The organism is Cytobacillus sp. NJ13 (assembly GCA_030348385.1).
Classification (GTDB): domain Bacteria; phylum Bacillota; class Bacilli; order Bacillales; family Cytobacillaceae; genus Cytobacillus.
In genome coordinates, this window is record JAUCFP010000006.1 from 1,302,747 (window position 1) to 1,322,881 (window position 20,135).

At 39.4% G+C, this 20,135-nt stretch carries 21 protein-coding genes; 4 read left to right on the top strand and 17 right to left on the bottom strand.

Going from position 1 to position 20,135, the window contains the following annotated elements:
* The 11 genes from QUF73_06350 to QUF73_06400 all read right to left on the bottom strand — a co-directional run bounded on the left by QUF73_06350 (window position 1) and on the right by QUF73_06400 (window position 9,067).
* On the bottom strand, window positions 1-1,164 hold the full coding sequence (locus QUF73_06350) for an acyl-CoA dehydrogenase family protein (protein MDM5225830.1): 1,164 nt from the start codon (window positions 1,162-1,164) through the stop codon (window positions 1-3).
* Window positions 1,165-1,176: 12 nt separating this feature from the next.
* The gene (locus tag QUF73_06355; GenBank protein MDM5225831.1) at window positions 1,177-1,599 is read right to left on the bottom strand and encodes a MaoC/PaaZ C-terminal domain-containing protein; all 423 of its coding nucleotides are present in this window, start codon (window positions 1,597-1,599) and stop codon (window positions 1,177-1,179) included.
* Window positions 1,600-1,610: 11 nt separating this feature from the next.
* Window positions 1,611-2,063: a MaoC family dehydratase N-terminal domain-containing protein gene (locus QUF73_06360; GenBank protein MDM5225832.1), complete on the bottom strand. Its 453-nt coding sequence runs from the start codon at window positions 2,061-2,063 to the stop codon at window positions 1,611-1,613.
* 43 nt (window positions 2,064-2,106) lie between these two features.
* On the bottom strand, window positions 2,107-2,847 hold the full coding sequence (fabG, locus tag QUF73_06365) for a 3-oxoacyl-ACP reductase FabG (GenBank protein MDM5225833.1): 741 nt from the start codon (window positions 2,845-2,847) through the stop codon (window positions 2,107-2,109).
* Between the two features lie 335 nt (window positions 2,848-3,182).
* Window positions 3,183-3,575: an IclR family transcriptional regulator C-terminal domain-containing protein gene (locus QUF73_06370; protein ID MDM5225834.1), complete on the bottom strand. Its 393-nt coding sequence runs from the start codon at window positions 3,573-3,575 to the stop codon at window positions 3,183-3,185.
* Window positions 3,576-3,604: 29 nt separating this feature from the next.
* Window positions 3,605-3,988, bottom strand: a complete 384-nt coding sequence (locus QUF73_06375; GenBank protein ID MDM5225835.1) for a helix-turn-helix domain-containing protein — start codon at window positions 3,986-3,988, stop codon at window positions 3,605-3,607.
* A 224-nt stretch (window positions 3,989-4,212) separates the two neighbouring features.
* On the bottom strand, window positions 4,213-5,100 hold the full coding sequence (locus QUF73_06380; protein ID MDM5225836.1) for an NAD(P)-dependent oxidoreductase: 888 nt from the start codon (window positions 5,098-5,100) through the stop codon (window positions 4,213-4,215).
* A gap of 86 nt (window positions 5,101-5,186) precedes the next feature.
* On the bottom strand, window positions 5,187-5,837 hold the full coding sequence (locus tag QUF73_06385) for a GntR family transcriptional regulator (protein MDM5225837.1): 651 nt from the start codon (window positions 5,835-5,837) through the stop codon (window positions 5,187-5,189).
* Between the two features lie 47 nt (window positions 5,838-5,884).
* A complete protein-coding gene (locus tag QUF73_06390) occupies window positions 5,885-6,238 on the bottom strand; it encodes a Rieske (2Fe-2S) protein (protein ID MDM5225838.1) in 354 nt (117 codons plus the stop codon).
* 19 nt (window positions 6,239-6,257) lie between these two features.
* Window positions 6,258-7,331 (bottom strand): amidohydrolase family protein, encoded by a 1,074-nt coding sequence (locus QUF73_06395; protein ID MDM5225839.1) that lies wholly within the window; start codon window positions 7,329-7,331, stop codon window positions 6,258-6,260.
* 344 nt (window positions 7,332-7,675) lie between these two features.
* Entirely contained in the window at window positions 7,676-9,067 is a 1,392-nt protein-coding gene (locus tag QUF73_06400) for a sigma 54-interacting transcriptional regulator (protein ID MDM5225840.1), read from the bottom strand.
* Window positions 9,068-9,280: 213 nt separating this feature from the next.
* Here QUF73_06400 and QUF73_06405 point away from each other — a divergent pair, with 213 nt between their 5' ends.
* From QUF73_06405 to QUF73_06420, 4 genes are all read left to right on the top strand, one after another.
* The gene (locus QUF73_06405; protein MDM5225841.1) at window positions 9,281-9,817 is read left to right on the top strand and encodes a hypothetical protein; all 537 of its coding nucleotides are present in this window, start codon (window positions 9,281-9,283) and stop codon (window positions 9,815-9,817) included.
* A 121-nt stretch (window positions 9,818-9,938) separates the two neighbouring features.
* On the top strand, window positions 9,939-11,453 hold the full coding sequence (locus QUF73_06410) for a hypothetical protein (protein ID MDM5225842.1): 1,515 nt from the start codon (window positions 9,939-9,941) through the stop codon (window positions 11,451-11,453).
* Window positions 11,454-11,482: 29 nt separating this feature from the next.
* On the top strand, window positions 11,483-12,589 hold the full coding sequence (locus tag QUF73_06415; GenBank protein ID MDM5225843.1) for a zinc-binding dehydrogenase: 1,107 nt from the start codon (window positions 11,483-11,485) through the stop codon (window positions 12,587-12,589).
* 28 nt (window positions 12,590-12,617) lie between these two features.
* Entirely contained in the window at window positions 12,618-14,066 is a 1,449-nt protein-coding gene (locus QUF73_06420; GenBank protein ID MDM5225844.1) for an NAD-dependent succinate-semialdehyde dehydrogenase, read from the top strand.
* Between the two features lie 54 nt (window positions 14,067-14,120).
* Here the strand turns inward: QUF73_06420 and QUF73_06425 are convergent, their stop codons facing one another.
* The 6 genes from QUF73_06425 to sdhA all read right to left on the bottom strand — a co-directional run bounded on the left by QUF73_06425 (window position 14,121) and on the right by sdhA (window position 20,132).
* Window positions 14,121-14,501 (bottom strand): VOC family protein, encoded by a 381-nt coding sequence (locus QUF73_06425; GenBank protein MDM5225845.1) that lies wholly within the window; start codon window positions 14,499-14,501, stop codon window positions 14,121-14,123.
* 103 nt (window positions 14,502-14,604) lie between these two features.
* Entirely contained in the window at window positions 14,605-15,168 is a 564-nt protein-coding gene (locus QUF73_06430) for a Fe-S-containing hydro-lyase (protein ID MDM5225846.1), read from the bottom strand.
* Window positions 15,169-15,179: 11 nt separating this feature from the next.
* The gene (locus QUF73_06435) at window positions 15,180-16,025 is read right to left on the bottom strand and encodes a fumarate hydratase (protein MDM5225847.1); all 846 of its coding nucleotides are present in this window, start codon (window positions 16,023-16,025) and stop codon (window positions 15,180-15,182) included.
* 22 nt (window positions 16,026-16,047) lie between these two features.
* On the bottom strand, window positions 16,048-17,589 hold the full coding sequence (locus QUF73_06440; GenBank protein ID MDM5225848.1) for an FAD-binding protein: 1,542 nt from the start codon (window positions 17,587-17,589) through the stop codon (window positions 16,048-16,050).
* Window positions 17,586-18,338 carry a succinate dehydrogenase iron-sulfur subunit gene (sdhB, locus tag QUF73_06445; GenBank protein MDM5225849.1) on the bottom strand — a complete coding sequence of 251 codons (753 nt, stop codon included), beginning with the start codon at window positions 18,336-18,338 and terminating at the stop codon, window positions 17,586-17,588. The genes QUF73_06440 and sdhB overlap by 4 nt, the downstream gene beginning before the upstream one ends.
* Before the next feature lie 18 nt (window positions 18,339-18,356).
* Window positions 18,357-20,132: a succinate dehydrogenase flavoprotein subunit gene (gene sdhA, locus QUF73_06450; GenBank protein ID MDM5225850.1), complete on the bottom strand. Its 1,776-nt coding sequence runs from the start codon at window positions 20,130-20,132 to the stop codon at window positions 18,357-18,359.
* Between the last annotated feature and the right edge of the window lie 3 nt (window positions 20,133-20,135).

Genomic DNA, 20,135 nt, shown 5'->3' on the forward strand with positions numbered 1-20,135 from the left:
TTACCTTCCTCCTTTCGAACTAGGCAACCCTAATGATTTGGCAATAATATTTTTTTGGATTTGAGTTGTTCCGGCATATATTGTTTCGGCCCTGGATAAAAGGAATTTTTCCATCCAAAATGAATTTTCACCTTTTATTAAGGCTTCTTCTCCTAACACTTCCACACCTACATTAAGTAAATCCTGATGACTTTCACTCCAAACCAATTTTGCTATAGCAGGTAAGGCACCGGTGTCTTCCCCCTGTGCAATTAGTGCAATATTTCTTAAACAAACACTTTTTAATATTTCACAAGATATATAAGATTGAACCAATTTAGTTTGCATCAATGGGCTATTTGCAGCTGACTTTCCAGACTGAATTTGCTCCTGGAATAAAGTAACAAGCTGCTGAAATTCCTGCTGCATTTTTAAGGAACGCTGAGCGAAGTGAATACCGCGTTCATGAGCAAGAGCATAGTTTGCCATTTCCCATCCATTGTTTATTTCCCCTACTACATCCTCTTTAGGAACTACTGCATCTTCCAAGAAGATCTCTGCAAGTTCAGATTCTCCCGCGATATTTTTTATAGGCTGTACCGTTACACCCGGCTGATCCAAATCCAGAATCATCAAGCTGACTCCTTTGTATCTTGATTCATCTGTCCGCACTAAGATATAGCACTTATTTGCATAAGGACCATAGGATGTCCAAACTTTTTGGCCATTTAAAACATAATGATTTCCTTTATCCACTGCCTTTGTTTGAAGACCTGCCAAATCGGAACCGGCATTTGGCTCTGAAAAACCCTGGCACCAAATATCTTCATGATTAAGCATTCGTGGAAGATAATGCTTCTTTTGCTCCTCTGTTCCATAATGAATTAAAGTCATACCGAAAATGCCAATTCCATTTGAATTTAATACTTCAGGGGCATTAATACGAACTAATTCTTCTATATAAACTAGCTGTTGTTCAATCGATAAGCCTAATCCTCCATATTCTTTCGGCCATGCAGGTGCAACCCATCCGCCTTGGCCTAACATCTTGCCCCACTCTTTACGTCTTTGAACCCATTTTTCACCAGTTACTTCTTGATTCCATTCTTTTGGGAAGTTAGCCTCTAACCAGCTTCTAAATGACGCTCTAAAGCTTTCAGCTTCCTGCGAATAATTAAAGTTCATGCTTATCCTCCTTCATTGTCCATTTTTTGAAGGCATTATAGCTTCAAAGGTACCAGACACTTTAACTTCACCCTCATCATTGGTGGCTGCCACTTCACTAATAATCCGATTATTTTCCTTTTTCTCTATAACCCTCCCTGTGACATGGATTCTTTCTCCAGGATATGTCATTTCCCTGAAACGGATTTGAAGGGAATTTACATTTTTTCGCGGAATCCAGCTGGTTACTCCTTGTGCAGCCATTCCCATGATTAACATTCCATGTGCTATAATGCCCGTTCCTGCTTTCTCACCCGCCTCTTCAACCGTATGAAGGGGATTAAAATCTCCAGAAGCTCCTGCGTATTTAACTAACTGAACACGAGAAATCGGATCCTTTGATACTTTTGGAAAACTATCTCCCACTTGGATATCTTCGTAATATTTCCACATCATTTCCACACCCTTTAATGACGTTCAATTGTCAGATTTCTAGAAAGTGCTACCAGCTCGTTGTGCTGATTCCTATATTCAAATTCCAAAGTAATTAGATTCATTCCTCCAGAAGTGCCTATTTTTGTTTTGACATCAGAAACTTTTCCGGAAACTGTAAGTACATCACCTGCGTAAATAGGCTTGACAAATTGGTACCCTTGTTCACCATGTAAAATATTAACAGGATTTAAGTTTAGCAGTTCACACTTTTGCTGAAAACTATATCCTCCCCACAAATCAATGATCTGCAGGAAAGTTAATGGGATTGGTATTCCATCATATCCTTCGTTTCTTGCTGCTTCTTCATCGTAATAAATTGGATTAGGATCACCTATTGCTAAAACCAGTTCTCTAATTTTCCCTTTTTCTACTGAGTACGTATAAGGAGCAAGTTCCAATCCAATTAAATCTTTAACAGCACTCATTTATTTTCACCTGCTTTTTTATTTGAAATCTACTAAACTAAGATTACATAAATCTTCCGCCAGTCACTTCCAAAACATTACCAGTCATGTAATCTGAATAATCCGAGCTTAGGAAAATAACAGCTTTGGCAATGTCTAAAGGCTCCCCAACCCTTTGCATAGGAATTTCTGCAATTTTTAGCTGCCGGACTTTTTCTGGAACTGCACGAGTCATATCTGTATCAATAAATCCTGGCTGGACTGCATTTACATTAACCTGAAATTTAGCAAGCTCTTTTGCAGCTGCCTTTGTCATTCCCACAATTCCTGCCTTAGCCCCTGCATAATTTATCTGGCCCATATTACCAACTTTACCTGCAATAGATGAAATGTTGACTATCTTGCCTTTTTGTTTTTGCCTCATATGAATTGCTGCTGACTGCATACATAGAAAAGTACCTTTCATATGAACATCAAGTACTTGCTCAAATTGCTCTTCGGTCATTTTATGCAGCATGGCATCTCTGGTAATCCCTGCATTATTGACTAAAATGTCGATATCACCAAAATAATCAATTGCAGCTTGGATTAGCCCTTGTGCACTTTCTTTTTGAGAAACGTCAACTTGCTGAGCCAAGCCTTTAGTTCCTATTTCTCCTACTTCTTGCACAACCTGTTCAGCAGATTCCAGGTTTAAGTCTCCAACCACAACATTTGCTCCATGTTTTGCATATAGCAAAGAAATTTCCCGGCCAATTCCCTGACCAGCTCCTGTTACTACTGCAACCTTCCCTTCCAAATTCATACAAAATCACTCCTTCAATTCGATTAATAAATGAAAGATGTCTATTCCAATCTATAAGTAAGGGCTTACATTTATTCTAAATAAAATTTTATATAAGAAAAAAATTTTTGTCAATGAAATTTTTGAAAATTTAGATTTATATAAAAAATAGGCTTAATATCTTTTTTATATAAATAATTAGATTGAAGGCAAATCCATTATCAATCTCTTTTTTGATTTAGGGTTATCTTAATATATAAAAAACTCCTTATTTTTTCATCAGGATCACAAAGAGATCTGATTAAAAAATAAGGAGAAAATCATTGTTATAATTAGCAGTATATAAAGGTATTAATTTAAAAACCGGATAAGTGCCCACTTAATTTTAAACTTATTTCTTTTGCAGAACCTTTTATGCGTTCCCCCATTTTTTCAATATCTTGCTCTTTTAATTGAGAAGTCATTCCGATTATGGCAATAACCATTTCTACACTTTCATCATTATTAAAAATAGGGGATGAAATACCTACAATGCCATCGATATATTCACCTGATGTTGTTGCGTACCCTTTTTGGCGAATAGAGGGGAATTCATTTTTTAATTCCAGGATTTCCTGCTCAGTTAATGGACGCAGCCCATCGTTCATACGCAATAACTCATCTGATTCTTCTTCTTCCATATAAGCTAATAAACATTTTCCATAAGCCCCATCAACAACAGAAAAGTGTCTGCCAACTGAAACATTAATCCCAAACTCTTCTCCTTCAGCTTTTGCTATTATGGTGGATCTTTTTTTCCGATTCTATTAACAAGAAATGTTGTAAGGCCTGTCTGTTCAGAGAGATTTTCCAGATAAGGAAGAATTACTGAAATATCAAACAGATTTTCCTTCGCTCTTTCACCTAAAACAACTAAATACGGTCCAAGGCTATATCGTTTTGAGCTCTTATCGTATCGAACTATAGAAAGCTCCTCTAATTTCTGCAAGATGCGATAGCAGGTTGTCGGCGTAAGTGAAAGCGCTTTCGCGATTTCCGTTAAATTACTTTTACTATATTTTTTACGGCTTAAGAGTGTTAAAATTTTAAATGCACTATCCACTGCGGGAACATTATATTTGCGCTTCCCTGTGTTCTCATCATTCTTTACCTTATTTTCCATAAACTTTCCTCCTGACAAATTCGGGACTTTAGAAGTGTTTTGATGTTAAAATAGATAAGACATATTAAGAATATAGAGAATTCAGACATTTTATTTTTAATTTTATTTTATATATAAAAAAATTTTTTGTCAATGAAATTTTATTCAAATTTCTTAATTTCATTGTAATTGGCATGAAAAAGTAAAAGCGCATATGGGGATTATGCGCTTTTACTTTTTCATTATTAAGCTTTCATTTCCACCCCAGCCAAATCTTCTATAAATCTCGCAATTGCTGTGTGATCCATTTCACCTCCACCCTTAGATTTTGCATATTGCCAAAGTTCTAAAACTGTATTAGAAACAAAAGCAGGAACTCCTGTATTTTCAGCCATGCCAGCTGCTATTGCAAGATCTTTACACATCAAATCTATTGTAAAGCCAACATCAAATTTACGGGACAATACTTGCTGTGGGAATTTGATTTCACTTGAGTGGCTTCTTCCGCTGCTTGTATTAATAACCTCAAGCATTTTTTCAGGTTTCAAACCCATTTTGATGCCAATTGTAAGGATCTCTGCAGTCGCAGCAAGTGTAGTAGCACAAAGCATATTGTTTAATGCTTTAATTGTATGGCCAGAACCCAAATCTCCAACATGTGTCACATTAGAGCCAATATCACTTAATAATGGGGAGGCATTCTGAAATACAGCCTCATCTCCCCCTGCCATAATGGCCAGGGTTCCATCTTCAGCTTTCTTTACTCCCCCGCTGACGGGTGCATCAAGCATATTTACCCCATGCTTTAAAAGCTCATTGCCTATTTCTATAGTGACTTCAGGTATGGAACTGGTCATATCGATTAAAGTGCTGTCCTTAGAAAAACCCGATAATAGACCATTAGAGCCCAGGACAACACTTTTTACTATTTGAGCATTTGGCAGAACAGTAAGAACATAGTCATTGGCCTTTGCCAGTGCAATAGGTGATTCATATACGATTGCTCCAATGTTTGCGAAAGATTGTAATGCCATATGATCTAAATCATAAACAGATAGTTTATATCCCTTATGTATTAAATTTCGGGCAATTCTGCCGCCCAAATTTCCTAAACCAATCAATCCAACTTTCATAACATTGCCACTCCCCTTTTATAATGGAAGTGCCTTAGCCAGGCCCTGAGCTCGAAACCTTTACTAAATGTGTGATTTATATTTGTTTACTGGCTATCTACAAATTTCTCTAAAATCGCCAGAGCCCGCTTTTCCTTCCGTTTTAAGCTTGCAAGTATTTTTTGAGTGTCCTTCTCTTTTAAGCCAATCAGTATTTCTTTATATTCACCGATTGAGTGGTCCATACTGGCAGGATAGGAAAGAGAAATATATCGAAAAGGAATTAACTGACTATTAATTCTCATATATAGGTCTTCCAAAACTGTGTTTCCTGAGAAGAAAAAGAAATCCTTTTGAAGCTCTTCGAGCAGGTCAAAACATTTCTTAACCTTATTTCCATCAAGTGTCTCTCCCATTTTATTGATTAAATTTTCAATTTTTTTAAGCTGTTCGTCAGTTCGTGAATCATTTAGTTTAGTTAGTGCTATTTCTAATAACCTGTAAACAACCTCATAAAGGTCAAATAACTCTTTTTTTGTTCTTTTTTTTACAAAAACCCCTTTTCTGGGTACCCGTTCAACTATTCCGTCCTTCTCTAAAATAAATAATGCTTCACGGATTGGAGCTCTGCTGGTGCCGAATTCTTTGGTCAGTTCTAATTCCAATAACCTGTCACCAGGTTTTAGGACACCTTCTGAAATTTTAATAGCAATCTCTTCAGAAATTCGCTGTGATAATGTTGTATTTTCAAAGCCCATTGTATATTTTTCCTCACTTATGACAATATGATTCTGGGAAGTTAAAACTACCCCATTTCTATATAAATCATACCATCTTTAACTTCAGCAGGGTAAGTCTTTACTTTTCTATTACTTATGCCAAAAAGTGCATATCCTGTTTCAAGACTAAACTCCCAGCCATGCCATGGGCACTTTAAAACCTTCCCTTCAAGTCCAAACACAAATTCAGATGGCCTGCTGGGAATCATTGTTCCGCAAACTGTTCCTTTACAAATGGGAGCCAATTTATGGGGACATGCGTTTCTAACCGCATACACTTTTCCGTTTATTAAAAAAATCCCTACTGAAATACCATTTAAATCAGTAATAAAAGCTTCCTTCTCAGAAATTTGGCTTAATTCTCCTGCACAATAGGCCATTCCCGTTTTAGCCTCCTCTTTATTTTAGGTTAAATAATTCAGCTGCATTATCATAGAAAATTCGCTGACTTAAAGTCTCCGGCAGATTTGTAAAGGTGTTATCTGGAAAATCATTGTCCCAATGAGGATAATCTGTACTAAAAATTAAAGTTTCTTCGGCATGCATCATTTCAAATATCTGCGATAGATACTTACCCTTCTCTGGCTCTTCCACAGGCTGAGAAGTAAAGCGGACATGTTCGAGCAAATATTTGCTGGGTTCTTTGTCAAGCCATGGAACCTCTCTGCGGAAATTGCGCCAGTTTTGATCCATTCTCCACATTAGTGATGGAACCCAGCTATAGCCGAACTCTGCAGCTAGAACCTTTAATTTTGGAAAGCGGACAAACACACCTTCAAACACCATGCTTACAATATTTCCATATGCAACCTGGGGGAAATCAGTATGCCTTTCAATATAACTGGATGGTACACCTCCTGCCATGGCCACGCTTGTAGAGAAACCACCTTCTGTTCCGGTTGGATGAATTAGGATAGGCAATCCAAGTTCTTCAGCAGCCTCATAGATAGGAAAATAGTAGCTATTCCCCATCAAAATATTAAAGAGGGGCATGAATACAGCAACTACTCCCTTTTCTTTGCCCGCCCTCCTGATTTCCTCTGCTGCCTTTAAAGGCTGATGTACTGCGACACAAATGGCTAATTTATATCTCGAATCGACTGTCAGCCATTCATTAAGAAAATAATCATTAAAGGCACTTGCTAAGGCATGTGCTTCATTAGGGTTTGGATATGTAACCAGTTTTCCTGCCTGCACTGAAGACAATATTGCATGCTCAATATTACAGCGATCCAATAAGTCCTCGCAAACATAATGAGGATCTGATCCTCCTGCCCCGCCGCTTGGAGGTTTTGTATCTAATCGAATAGAGGTCGATTCAGCCAGCGGGGGACGAAGCGGATGATCAGGCAATCTCATTCGGCCGTCAAAATGGCTCCACATTGATTTGCTTAAGTAAGGTTTTAACCCTTCAATATCACCATTGATCCAAGGGTGAACATCTGCATCAATAATTTTGTTTTTAACTGCCATTTAATTTTCCCTCCTATATTTCCTAAACGAATACTGACGACAATACCAGAATTGAAAAAATGACACTGATTTTTTATGTGGGGTTTGTATCGATTCTTTTACAATTTAAAATTTTTTTACAAGAATTTTTGATTATTAAATATGTGTAGTAACAGATAAAGAGTAAGTAATGAGTATATTGTCGACAATATTTTTTCTTAATATTATCATATATTATGAAAATTGCAAATATTACATTTTTTAATATATACACTTAATCAACTTTCCTGCCCATTGAATCATCTCTAAAAAAAAGACCGAATAATAGTTTATTCGATCATTCTTTTTCATATTTATATATAACTTTATTGTATGAATATCCCATACTTCTGGCATTTTCTTGTCAATGTAGATGCGTCAACCCCTAGTTTTTTGGCTGCATCTCTTAAACTTGAACTTTGCTTCACCATGTCTTCAATTATATCCCTCTCAATTATTTGCATCTTTTCTTTTAATGAATTAGCATCTTTACTAACTTTATCTGCAGCTATGTTGGACGGGAGATCCTTAACTGTAATCGAGGTTTCATCTGTCATGATAAAAATTCGTTCGATCACATTTTCCAGTTCACGGATATTACCTGGCCAACGATAACTTTCAAGTATTTTGAATACATCAGTAGAAATTGTTTTTAGTGTTCCATATCTGGAGGATAGTTTATCAGTTGTTTTTAATATAAATGGGATAATATCTTCTTTTCTTTCTCGTAATGGAGGAATTGTAATTGGAAGAACATTAATCCGGTAAAATAAATCCTCCCTGAACTCTCCCTTTTCCATCATTTCTTTTAATGGCCTGTTAGTGGCGCATATAAGACGGAAACTCACCTTCTTGGATTTTGTACTGCCGAGCCGTGTTACTTCGAAATCCTGCAGGACCCTCAACAATTTAACCTGCAGCTTTAAGGGAAGCTCCCCTACTTCATCTAAAAATAAACTTCCGTTTTCTGCAATCTCGATAAGCCCGGGCTTCCCTTTTTCACTTGCTCCTGTAAAAGCCCCTTTCACATAGCCAAAAAGTTCAGATTCCAATAAATCACCCGGAATGGCCCCGCAGTTTACTTTAATAAATGGGCTGTCTCCGCCATTTCTTGTCTCGTGTATAAGTCTTGCTAATACCTCTTTGCCTGTACCAGATTCCCCCAATAATAAAACTGGGGAATCCGCTTTGGATACTTTAGGAATTAAATTAAGGATTAGTTTCATCTGCGGGCTATTTGCAATTATTTTTTCACTTTTCACATGCTCTTTATATAAACTAAGCTCCCGTAAATATCTTTCAGACCTCTCCTCAGCATCATTTAATTGATTTTCCAAGAGAGTTAATTCAGATAAATCTCTTGCAGTAATGACTATTCTAAAAAGTTTGCCTTCTTTATAAACAGGTGTCCCTGTAACCAGTACGTTTTTGCCGCTCCGGAACTTCTGTATCAAAGAAACTACCTTTTTTTCTCTCTTAACAATAACTGCAACCGCTTTGGATATTGTCCCGTTTTCTTCAAGTTCTATGCTTGTCCTGCCAATCAACTCTTCTTCAGTCAAACCTGTAATTCTTGTATAGGCAGAATTTAACCTGACACATTTCAGGTCCGCATCGCAAATATAGATTCCTTCCTGACATGCATGGATCGCTGCTTCAAGCTCAAGACAATCTTCATAATGATTATGATGTTTAATCTGCTCAGTTTCAAACAGCACTACTTATACCTCCTTACCGTTGCAAAACAGCAATATCCGTTGCAAAACCGCAACATTAAACCATTTAAAAAGTATTCAGAGTTATATAAATAAATTTTATTTTCTGTAAAATGTTAATACTCTTATTATATCAAAGAGGAAAAATAAAGTCAGCGATATATTTTGGCACGGCTCTTGCATAATTAAAAATGACAGCGCTTTCGGAGGGATATGATGAAAATGATTAATAGCTTTAAAGTATTAAATATGAAAGAAATACAAAACTCTTCACTATTAAAGGGAAAAAAGCTTGAGATAGAAGGCACCTATTTTTTTCCAGCTCTTTTCTCAGTTTGGAATATTGGATATAAGAGTTTTTTACGAAAAGATCGAAAAAGCCGGTCGATCACTGGAGCAGATCTAGTTCGTGGCGGCACAGGGCTTTCTGATCATTTTCCTGATTATGTTGAAATTGAGGCAGATGAAGCTGCCATAATTTCCCCTTCCCATTTACAATCTGACCAGCAGGCATCTAGCAGGGAATTTATACGAAATTACTATATTCATTATAAAAGGATTTGGTCTCCGCCTGTCATCGATTTGGCTAAGGAAGAAGTTATCTATATGCCTTATACCATTTTAATTGATTCGGCCGGAAAGTCTGAACGGAAAAAATATTATTTATTAGAGCACTCTTCCAGGAACCTTGATCTACTTTCAAACTATTCACATATTAAAGAAGTGCTGCTTAGGCGTTTTGAAGGGAGGTGACAGTCTATGATTCTGGTTTGGTACCTTGGTTTAGTATTGGCTTCCTGGATTATTATGGGATTCATCTTATTTAAAACAGACGTAATAAATGATGACTAATTAGACTTTGGGGGTGTATGAAATGGTCAATAACGCAACAATTATGTATTCTTGGATATTTATGAGCCTTTTTATAATTGCAATGATTTATTTGGGCTGGCTGGGCATGAAGAAAACAAAAAATTCCGATGACTTTGCTACTGCCCGATCCTCATATGGATATCTAACACTTGGTTTAGCCATTACTGCTACCATCGCCAGCGGCTCTACCTTCATGGGAATACCCGGACTGGCCTACAGCATGGGAGCTCCAAGTCTCTGGTATCCTATTTTATACCCAATTGCTACTGTATTTGGAATGATCCTCATTGCCTCATATGTAAAAAAATTTGGAGATAAATTTGGGACAAGAACAATTCCTGAATTTATGGGAGAAAGATTTAATAGTGACTTCTTAAGAATTGCCCTTGCTCTTGTTTCAATCCTGCTTATATTCTATGTTGTGTCTCAATTCGTTGCTGCTGCAACCATGTTCCAAACGATGATGGGACTTGATTATAACATGGGGTTATTTTTAACTGGCATAGTCCTTGCCGCCTATGTATTTATGGGAGGTTCTCATTCAGATATCATGACTGATGCTGTTCAAGGGTTATTAATGCTCATCATAGCTGTTGTCGTCATCTTCACTTTCCTTACAGGAGCAGGAGTTGAAGGCGGTTTCGCAGGCATGATGGATCTTATAAAGGAAAGGCGTCCTGAAGGCTTTGTAGATGAATTATTTAAACCTGGCGATATCACTTATGGCAGTGCCTGGCTAGTACTCCTGCTATTTATAGCACACATACCTTTCAGTATTCTTCCGCATATCGGAAATAAATTTATGGCAATAAAATCTGGGAAAGAATTAAAGAAGCTTCTAATGTTTTGTACAGTTGTTGCCACAACTATGCCAGCAATGGCACTTGGCGGATTATTAGGAATAGCCATTATTGATCCAAGCACAAATATTGCTGCGGACCAAGTAATTCCAGTTTTATTTAATGAGCTGTTCCCTCCAATTATAGCAGGATTATTCGCAGTTGCTGTATTATCTGCCATTATGTCAACATCTGATGGCCTGATTGTATCTCTCACCCAGATATTAGCAAATGATATTTACCGAAAAACAATTGTTCCACGAAAAGGAATTGATCCAGTTAAAGCGGAGAAGGTTGAGATGATGATTAGCCGCTACGGTACTTTTGTTGTACTGGGTGTATCTATTTTGATGGCATGGAATCCTCCACAGTCACTGGCAGTCTTCCTCTGGATCGGCATTGGCGGAATCGTCTCGGCTACAGCCGGCCCTCTATGCGTGGGAACTCTATGGAAAAGAGCTACAAAAACAGCTGCCGTTACATCCATGCTGATTGGTTCCATCGCATACTGGATCATTTATCTGCCTATAGGCTTTGGTTTTACAAACCCATTTGGAGCCGCTGGAATTTCAGTATTAATAGGTATGGCAACGATGTATGCAGTTACCTTAGTAACAGCAAAGCCAACTGAGAAAGAAATTGAAAGAGTATTCGGTAGCAATGATATCTCAGCATAGATATTAAAAAAAATAGGAGAGTGTTTAAAATGACAGAAAAAACAGCCGTAAAAACAGGCAAAGTGGCCGTAATGACTGAACCGCTGAACCTAAATTACCAGGAGTATACGATTCCCTCCCCTCAGCCGGGTTCACTGGTTGTAAAGGTAAACAGGACCAATGTGTGCGGATCAGAATTGCACATTTGGAGAGGCCATCACCCTAGCATTAAGCGGGGAGTTCTGGGACATGAAATGATTGGCACCATTCATGAGCTTGGAGAAGGAGTTACAAAGGATTATGCCGGGGAACCAGTAAAGGCAGGAGATCGCATTGTTTCGACTTATTTCCTGACTTGCAGAAAATGCAGTCCCTGCCAGGAAGGAAAATTCCATCTTTGTGAAAATGCCTATGAATTCTGGACAAAACAGCCGGAAGTTGAACCTCATTTTCATGGTTCATTTGCAACTCACTATTATATTCATGAGAACCAATACTTTTATAAAGTGCCTGATAATGTCCCTGATGTGGCAGCGGCGAGTGCAAACTGTGCGCTTTCGCAAGTTTATTTCGGAATTGAAGAAGCAGAGCTGCGCTATAACCAGACAATTGTGATCCAGGGAGCTGGCGGTTTAGGATTATATGCCTCTGCCATTGCAAAAGAAAAAGGTGCAAAGGTTATTGTCATTGATAGTATTAAAAGCAGGCTTGAACAAGCAAAAAAGTTTGGGGCGGATCATGTGATTGACATGAATGAGTATTCTGCTCTTGAGTCGAGGGAGAGTGCTATTCTCCAGCTCACAAATGGCAAAGGTGCAGACGTGGGTATGGAGTTGGCCGGTGTACCGGCAGCATTCGCTGAAGGAATCCATTTAATTCGTCCAGGAGGAAAATATGTCACAATAGGAAACGTTTCAATTGGCAAGTTTGTTGAATTTGATCCGGGCTTATTAACAAGAAAATCGATTAAAATTCTGCCGATTGTTAGGTATAACCCTTGGTACTTGAGAAAATCGCTCGAATTTTTATCTGCTTCCATTGAAAAATATCCATTTGATCAAATGCTGGATGCAGAGTTTAGGCTTGATCAGATACAGGAAGCATTAGATAAGTCTGCTGCCCGTGAGGTTACTCGTGCTTCCATTATCGTCGACTAATTAAACCATATAGAAAGGATGGAGTATTTTGAGCACTAAAGTTGCCGATCTTAACAAATTGTATATTAATGGGGAATGGATTCAGGCCGAATCTGGAGAAAGCATAGATGTTATTAATCCTGCTACAGGGGAAGTTGTCAGCCCTGTTCCAAAAGCGGGCAAAAAAGAAGCGAGGCTCGCTGTTGATGCTGCGCATGAAGCTTTTAAGAGCTGGTCACAAACAACTTCTTATGAAAGAAGCGCCCTGCTTAAGAAATGGCATGATCTCCTTTTGGAAAACAAAGAAGAAGTGGCAAGAATTTTAGTTGAAGAACAAGGCAAACCTTTATCAGAGGCATTGGCTGAAGTCAATTATGCAGCCAGCTTTCTATCCTGGTACGCAGAAGAAGCGAAACGCATATACGGTGAGACTGTACCGGCCTCTTTCCAGGATAAAAGAATTTTATTAATAAAACAGCCAGTTGGCGTTGTAGCCGCAATCACACCTTGGAACTTCCCTGCAGCAATGATTACAAGGAAGGTTGCCCCTGCCCTGGCTGCTGGCTGTACAGCCGTAATCAAACCAGCTGAATTGACTCCACTGACTGCGATAAAATTGGCTGAACTTGCAGAAAAAGCGGGCATTCCAAAAGGCGTTCTCAATGTTATCACTGGGGATGCACAACAAATCGGGCAAACTTGGCTTCAGGATGAGCGTGTTGCCAAGATCACATTTACCGGATCAACAGAAGTAGGCAAGCTTCTGATGCGCGGGGCTGCAGACACTGTTAAGAAGGTTTCGCTTGAACTTGGCGGCCATGCACCTGTTATCGTTTTTGGGGATGCAGATTTGGATAAAGCTGTCAGTGGGGTAATCGGATCAAAATTCAGAAACTGCGGTCAAACATGTGTATGTGCAAATCGAATTTATGTTGAAAAATCAATTCTTCCGAAGTTTACAGCTAAGCTTAAAGAGGAAGTGGCTAAAATTAAAGTTGGTTTAGGTTATGAACCTGGTGCAGAGATTGGACCTCTAATCAATGAAGCAGCCTATACGAAAGTAAAGAAGCATATCGATGATGCAGTTGAAAAAGGTGCAGTCATCGAGCATGGCGGCAACAGGATTAATGAATATAGCAATGGCTATTTCTTTGAACCTACCATCTTAAGCGGGGTTCATGAGGAGATGGTGATTATGCAGGAGGAAACCTTCGGACCAGTTGCCCCGATCATTGAATTTACGAGTATAGAGGAAGTAATTGAAAAGGCAAACAGCTCCCGTTATGGCCTTGCTGCTTATGCCTTTACCGAAAGCTTAAAGACAGCGATTACAGCATATGAGAAATTGGAATTTGGCATAGTCGGAATTAATGATGGGGTCCCTTCTACTGCACAGGCTCCATTTGGAGGATTAAAGGAAAGCGGGCTGGGCCGAGAAGGCGGACACCATGGTCTTGATGAATTTTTGGAAGTAAAATATGTTTCTATAAAGCTATAATAGAAGTCCCAAAGCTATGATGGCTTTGGGATTTCTTTTAGTGAATGCTATATACTAATTGGAGTTTGATAGTTCGATAAGATTTCCATCCGGATCTCTAATATAGACTGAAGTTATTGCTCCTAGAGCTCCCGTTCTTTCAACTGGGCCTTCTTCTATTGCAATATTGCAACACTCTAAATGTTTTATCACTTCATTAATACCCGTTTTTGTAATGAAGCATAAATCTCCTGATCCAGCTGCTGGATTAAGGGCTTTGGGCTCATATTCATTCCCTTTTGGGTGAAGATTTATTTTCTGGATTCCAAACTTCAAGGCTTTTCTGCCTTCACCAAATGTTATTATCTCCATTCCCAATACTTTATTATAAAAGTCACAAGTCTTTTCAATACTATGTACCGTCAGCACTAGATGGTCCAATCTTTCTATTTTCATTTAAATCCCCTCCTTTAAAAGATGCCTTTAATAACATAAAAAAACAAAACCCCGGACAAATACTTCAGAGGTTTTGTTTTATCAGCAATCTGCCTGCAGCGTTTTACTGATCTGCCTGCTGGTTAAATTGCTCTTTTCCCACTTGATACCAGTCTGTTCCTTCGCTATCAATAATTACGACTGCCGGGAAGTTCTCTACAGTCAGTTTATAAATCGCTTCAGGCCCTAAATCCTCATAAGCAATTACTTCCATTGATTTAATAGATCTGGCGATCAATGCTCCAGAACCGCCAATTGCTGCAAAATAGACCGCTTTATTTTTCTTCATTGAATCGATTACTTCCTGGCTCCGGTAGCCTTTTCCGATCATCCCTTTTAAGCCTCGATCCAGCAGTGATGGTGTATATTTATCCATTCTTCCGCTTGTAGTCGGCCCGGCTGATCCAATAATCTGTCCTGGCTTCGCTGGGGTTGGTCCAACATAATAAATGGTTTGGCCTTTAATATTGAAGGGTAGGTCTTCCCCTTTTTGAAGGGCCTCTGACATTCTTTTATGAGCTGCATCTCTCGCCGTATATATCGTTCCGTTGATCAAAACACGGTCACCAGCTTTTAAACTGATCAATACATGTTCATCTATTGGGCTGCTAACTTTATTAGCACACAAATGAATTCCTCCTACAATCTGACTTCTTTATGCCTGCTTGCATGGCAGTTTAGATTAACAGCTACAGGCAATGCAGCAATGTGGCAAGGCTCTATCTCAATTTTCACATCAAGTGCCGTTGTATTTCCTCCCATGCCCTGTGGCCCAATACCCAGTTTATTGATTTCTTCCATTAATTCGTTTTCTAATTGGGCAAGCTCTGGGCGTTCACTTCGGTGGCCAATTGGTCTGAACAGTGATTTCTTCGCCAAATAGGCACATCTTTCAAAATTACCGCCAATTCCAACTCCCACTACTAGAGGAGGACAGGCATTTGGCCCTGCCTTTGCAACCGTATCAAGGATATACTTCTTAATGCCTTCAAGACCATCTGATGGCTTGAGCATTTTTAGACTGCTCATGTTTTCACTGCCGCCCCCTTTTGCAGACATATGGATGACGATTTCATCCCCAGGTACAAGTTCAATGTGGATTATGGAAGGGGTGTTATAGCCCTTGCTTTTTTCCCGGGTAATAGGATGATCCACGATTGAATGTCTTAAATACCCTTCTTCATAACCTTTTTTAACGCCTTCATTTATAGCATTATAAATGCTTCCCCCAGCAATATGGCAGTCCTGTCCAACCTCAACGATAAATACTGATACTCCAGTGTCCTGGCACATTGGAACCCGTTCGCTTTTTGCAATATCAGCATTTAAGATTAGCTGTTCCAGTATGTCTTTGCCGGTTTCAGAAGATTCGTTTTTTAATGCTGATTGAAAGGCTTCCACTACGTCTTGCCCTAAATCGAAATTTGCTTCCTGGCACATTTTCGAAACTCGTTCAACAATTTCCTCATAAGTAATTGTTCTCATACGATCTTCTCCTTTTTCATCTTTAAGGCATCTCAACTTTGGAAGATAACGGAGTAAATTGAAGGCTATTTTTGTGTATTCTGTTTTTGCCCTGCCACTCCTTCCTTTCTTCTTTAATATCCTGAATTTTATGTGCTCCGCGGCTTTCTTTCCTTGCAGCCGCAGAGATTGCTGATGCCCATGCGGATCGTACTTTATCACGAATCTGGAGAGCCTGAATACTTTTTTCATTCTCCAAATTTAATGCGATTAAATATAATTCATCTGCAGCTTCCTTCAAAGAACGGGAGGTTCTTTCAATCCCCACCTTCTGCCACATAACTGCTTTTACTTTCTTGATCGTTTCAGCTTCATCCATTATTGGAGAATTATCTATTAATTCTTCTGTTCCTGAGACCATAATGCTAGATATTCTATCCATCGATTTTTCCTGTACAGCCATCTTTCCCGCACGGTGTCCAAAAACCAGTGATTCAGTTAAAGATCCTCCGCCTAAACGATTCGCCCCATGCAGTCCGCCTGTCACTTCTCCGCAAGCATATAGACCCGGAACGTTCGTTCTCCCCCATTCATCTGTCTGGATTCCACCCATACAATAATGCTGTACAGGACTCATAACCCATTCTCCTACATGTCCTTTTTGAAACAGACGATACAGGTATGGACTGTCAAGCTGAAGAATATTTCCTGCCACTGCAGAAAAATCCAGCAGTACTTTATTTTCCTTAAACATCGCATAACTGAGTTTGTCTCTTGTTTCAAGCTCTTTTTTAGGATACTTTTCCATAAACCGTTCCCCTCTATCGTTTACAAGAAAAGCCCCTTTCGCAAAAATTTTTGTCATGATATCAATATTTGCCGGATGCTGCAAACGGTATGGATAAAATTGCACAAACTCCATATCAACAAGAATAGCGCCATGTCTCCATGCCATGCCGATTCCTTCACCCGATACATCCCTTGGGTTATCCGAAGATTGATAGAGTCCTCCAAAACCCCCGGTTGCCAATATGACAGCTGGTGAATAAATAATATGAAACTCCTTGTCTTTTTGGAACAGTGCACCTTTTACTTCATTATTATCTTTTATTAAATCAACAACTGCAGAGTGTTCATGAAAATCAATACCTATTTCTATTGCATAATCACGCATTGGCTTTGTAATATTTTTTCCAAGTCCGGTTCCGGCATAAACTCTTCTTGGGTGGGAATGGCCAGGAGTAATAACCACCTTTTCCCTTTCTAAATGAATTCCAAATTTGCTTTCTAATTCATTGACTCTGACAGTACATTCTTCGGCTAAAATTCTTGCTAACCTTTTATCTGATAAATGCCTGCCTCCTTCTAATAGATCCTTTAAGAACATATCAGGAGAATCTCCAGGAGAAAAAATGGCCGAATGCACACTATCTGAAATAACAGATGAACCCCCAAGCCCTGCTTTTCCTTTTGTAACCAGAACCACAGATGCACCCTCTTCTTTAGCAGAAATGGCAGCAGCCAAAGCAGCCTGCCCCCCGCCAATTACCATTACGTCATATTGATTATATTGAATTGCCCTCATCTCTTTAACCAGCTCCATAATGCAAATCTATTTACATCTTTATTTAGTTCAGCAATGGCAGTTGTTAATGGGATTTCCTTAGGGCAAACCTGAACACAGTTCTGGGAGTTTCCGCAGTTAGCTAACCCTTCCTCCCCAATCATTACTGATAATCTATCATTCTTCTGCTGTGCTCCAGTAGGGTGCATATTAAAATATTTAGTCTGCCCCAATGCCTGCGGGCCAATAAATGGTGAGCCGCTATTAACATTTGGGCATGCATCCAGGCAGCATCCGCAGGTCATACAGGTTGAATACTTATAAGCTTCTTGCTGCACATCTGAGGAAATTAGAGGACCAGCACCCAATGCATAGGTTCCATCAAGAGGGATCCACCCTTTTATTTTCTTGAGAGCACTAAACATGCGGTCTCTGTTTACAACCAGATCCTTTTCTACAGGAAATGTTTCCATTGGCTCTAAATGGATTGGCTGTTCCAGCCGATCCACTAAGGTAGAGCACGCCTGGCGGACTTTTCCATTTATTCTCATGCTGCATGCTCCGCAGACTTCCTCCAGACAGTTATACTCCCAAGCTACTGATCTTACTTTTTCTCCCTTCGCGTTAACCGGATTTTTCTGTATCTCCATTAAGGCAGATATTACATTCATATTCTTCCGGAAAGGTATGTTAAATTCCTCCCAGTAAAAGGGAGAATCGGAGGAATCTTTTCGCTTTATTTTAAGCTTGATATCTACTGCAGCACCCATCTTTTCACCTTCTTTTCCTTATACTTTTGATGCCTCTTCTTTTTGCCCTGATGTTACAATGTCATATCTCCTTGGCCTTGGAGCGATATATTTAAGATCAACTGGTTCATAAGAAAGGCTTGGACCAAACGGGGTATACGTAGCAATTGTAGTTTTTAGCCAATTCTCATCATCTCTATTAGGGAACCCAGGTTTATAGTGGGCCCCCCTGCTCTCATTCCGGTTAAGAGCGCCAAGCGTAATGACCCTGGAAAGCTCAAGCATATTTTTAAGCTGACGGACAAACGGTACGGTTCTGTTATGCCACCTTGATGTATCATCAATTCCAATGTTCCTGAAACGCGCCTGAAGTTCCTGAAGCTTCTCATCTGTTTTTTGAAGGCGATCATTATATCTGACAACGGTCACATTATCCACCATCCAGTCACTCATCTCGACATGCAGCTGATATGGATTTTCATGCCCGTTCATTTTGTAGATTTTTTCAACTTCTTCTTCTTGCTTTCTCTGTTCATTTTCAAAAATGAATGGTGCAAGGTCTTCACAAGATTTTTCAAGGCTATTTATATAGCTGACAGCATTAGGGCCTGCCACCATCCCTCCATATATAGCCGAAACTAAGGAATTAGCTCCAAGGCGGTTTCCACCGTGAAATTGGTAATCACATTCTCCGCATGCAAAAAGGCCTGGTATATTTGTCATCTGATCATAATCAACCCAGAGGCCTCCCATTGAGTAATGCATAGCCGGGAATATTTTCATCGGGAGCTTTCTTGGATCATCGCCCACAAATTTTTCGTAGATATCAAGAATTCCGCCAAGCTTTCTCTGCAGTAATTCTGCAGGCAGGTGGGAAAGATCAAGGTAAACCTTATTTTCTCCGTTGATGCCAAGCTTGAGGTCAACGCATACATGGAAGATTTCCCTTGTTGCAATATCCCTAGGAACGAGATTTCCGTAAGCAGGATACTTCTCCTCGAGAAAATACCATGGTTTACCATCTTTGTAGACCCATACTCTTCCACCCTCACCGCGGGCTGACTCTGACATCAGCCGAAGTTTATCATCCCCTGGAATTGCAGTTGGATGAATCTGAATAAATTCGCCATTTGCATATCTGGCCCCTTGCTGGTATGCAATGCTATGTGCACTTCCTGTATTGATGATCGAATTTGTACTTTTTCTAAAGATATTGCCAATACCGCCTGATGCTAAAATGACTGCATCTGATTTAAATGTCTGAATTGCCATCGATTTTAAATTCTGAGCAGAAATGCCTCTGCATCTTCCTTCATCATCTTTAATAAGCGATACTAATTCCCAGTATTCAAATTTTTCAACAAGACCCTCAGCTTCATATTTGCGAACCTGTTCATCCAGCGCATAAAGAATTTGCTGACCTGTTGTGGATCCAGCAAAAGCCGTCCTGGAATATTTGGCGCCTCCCAGCCTTCTAAAATCAATATGGCCTTCTTCTGTACGGTTAAATTGCACACCCATTCTAGCCAATAAATAAATAATGTCCGGAGCAGCTTCGCACATTGCTTTTACAGGAGGCTGATTGGCTAAGAAGTCACCGCCATAAATCGTATCATCAAAGTGCTCCCATACAGAGTCCCCTTCTCCCTTTGTATTTACAGCCCCATTGATGCCACCTTGCGCACACACCGAATGGGAACGGCGAACCGGGACAAGAGAAAACAATTTCACTTTCTTTTTGGCTTCTGCTATTTTAATAGTGGCCATCAATCCTGCCAGGCCGCCGCCTATCACAATAATTTCCTGGTTATTCATAAT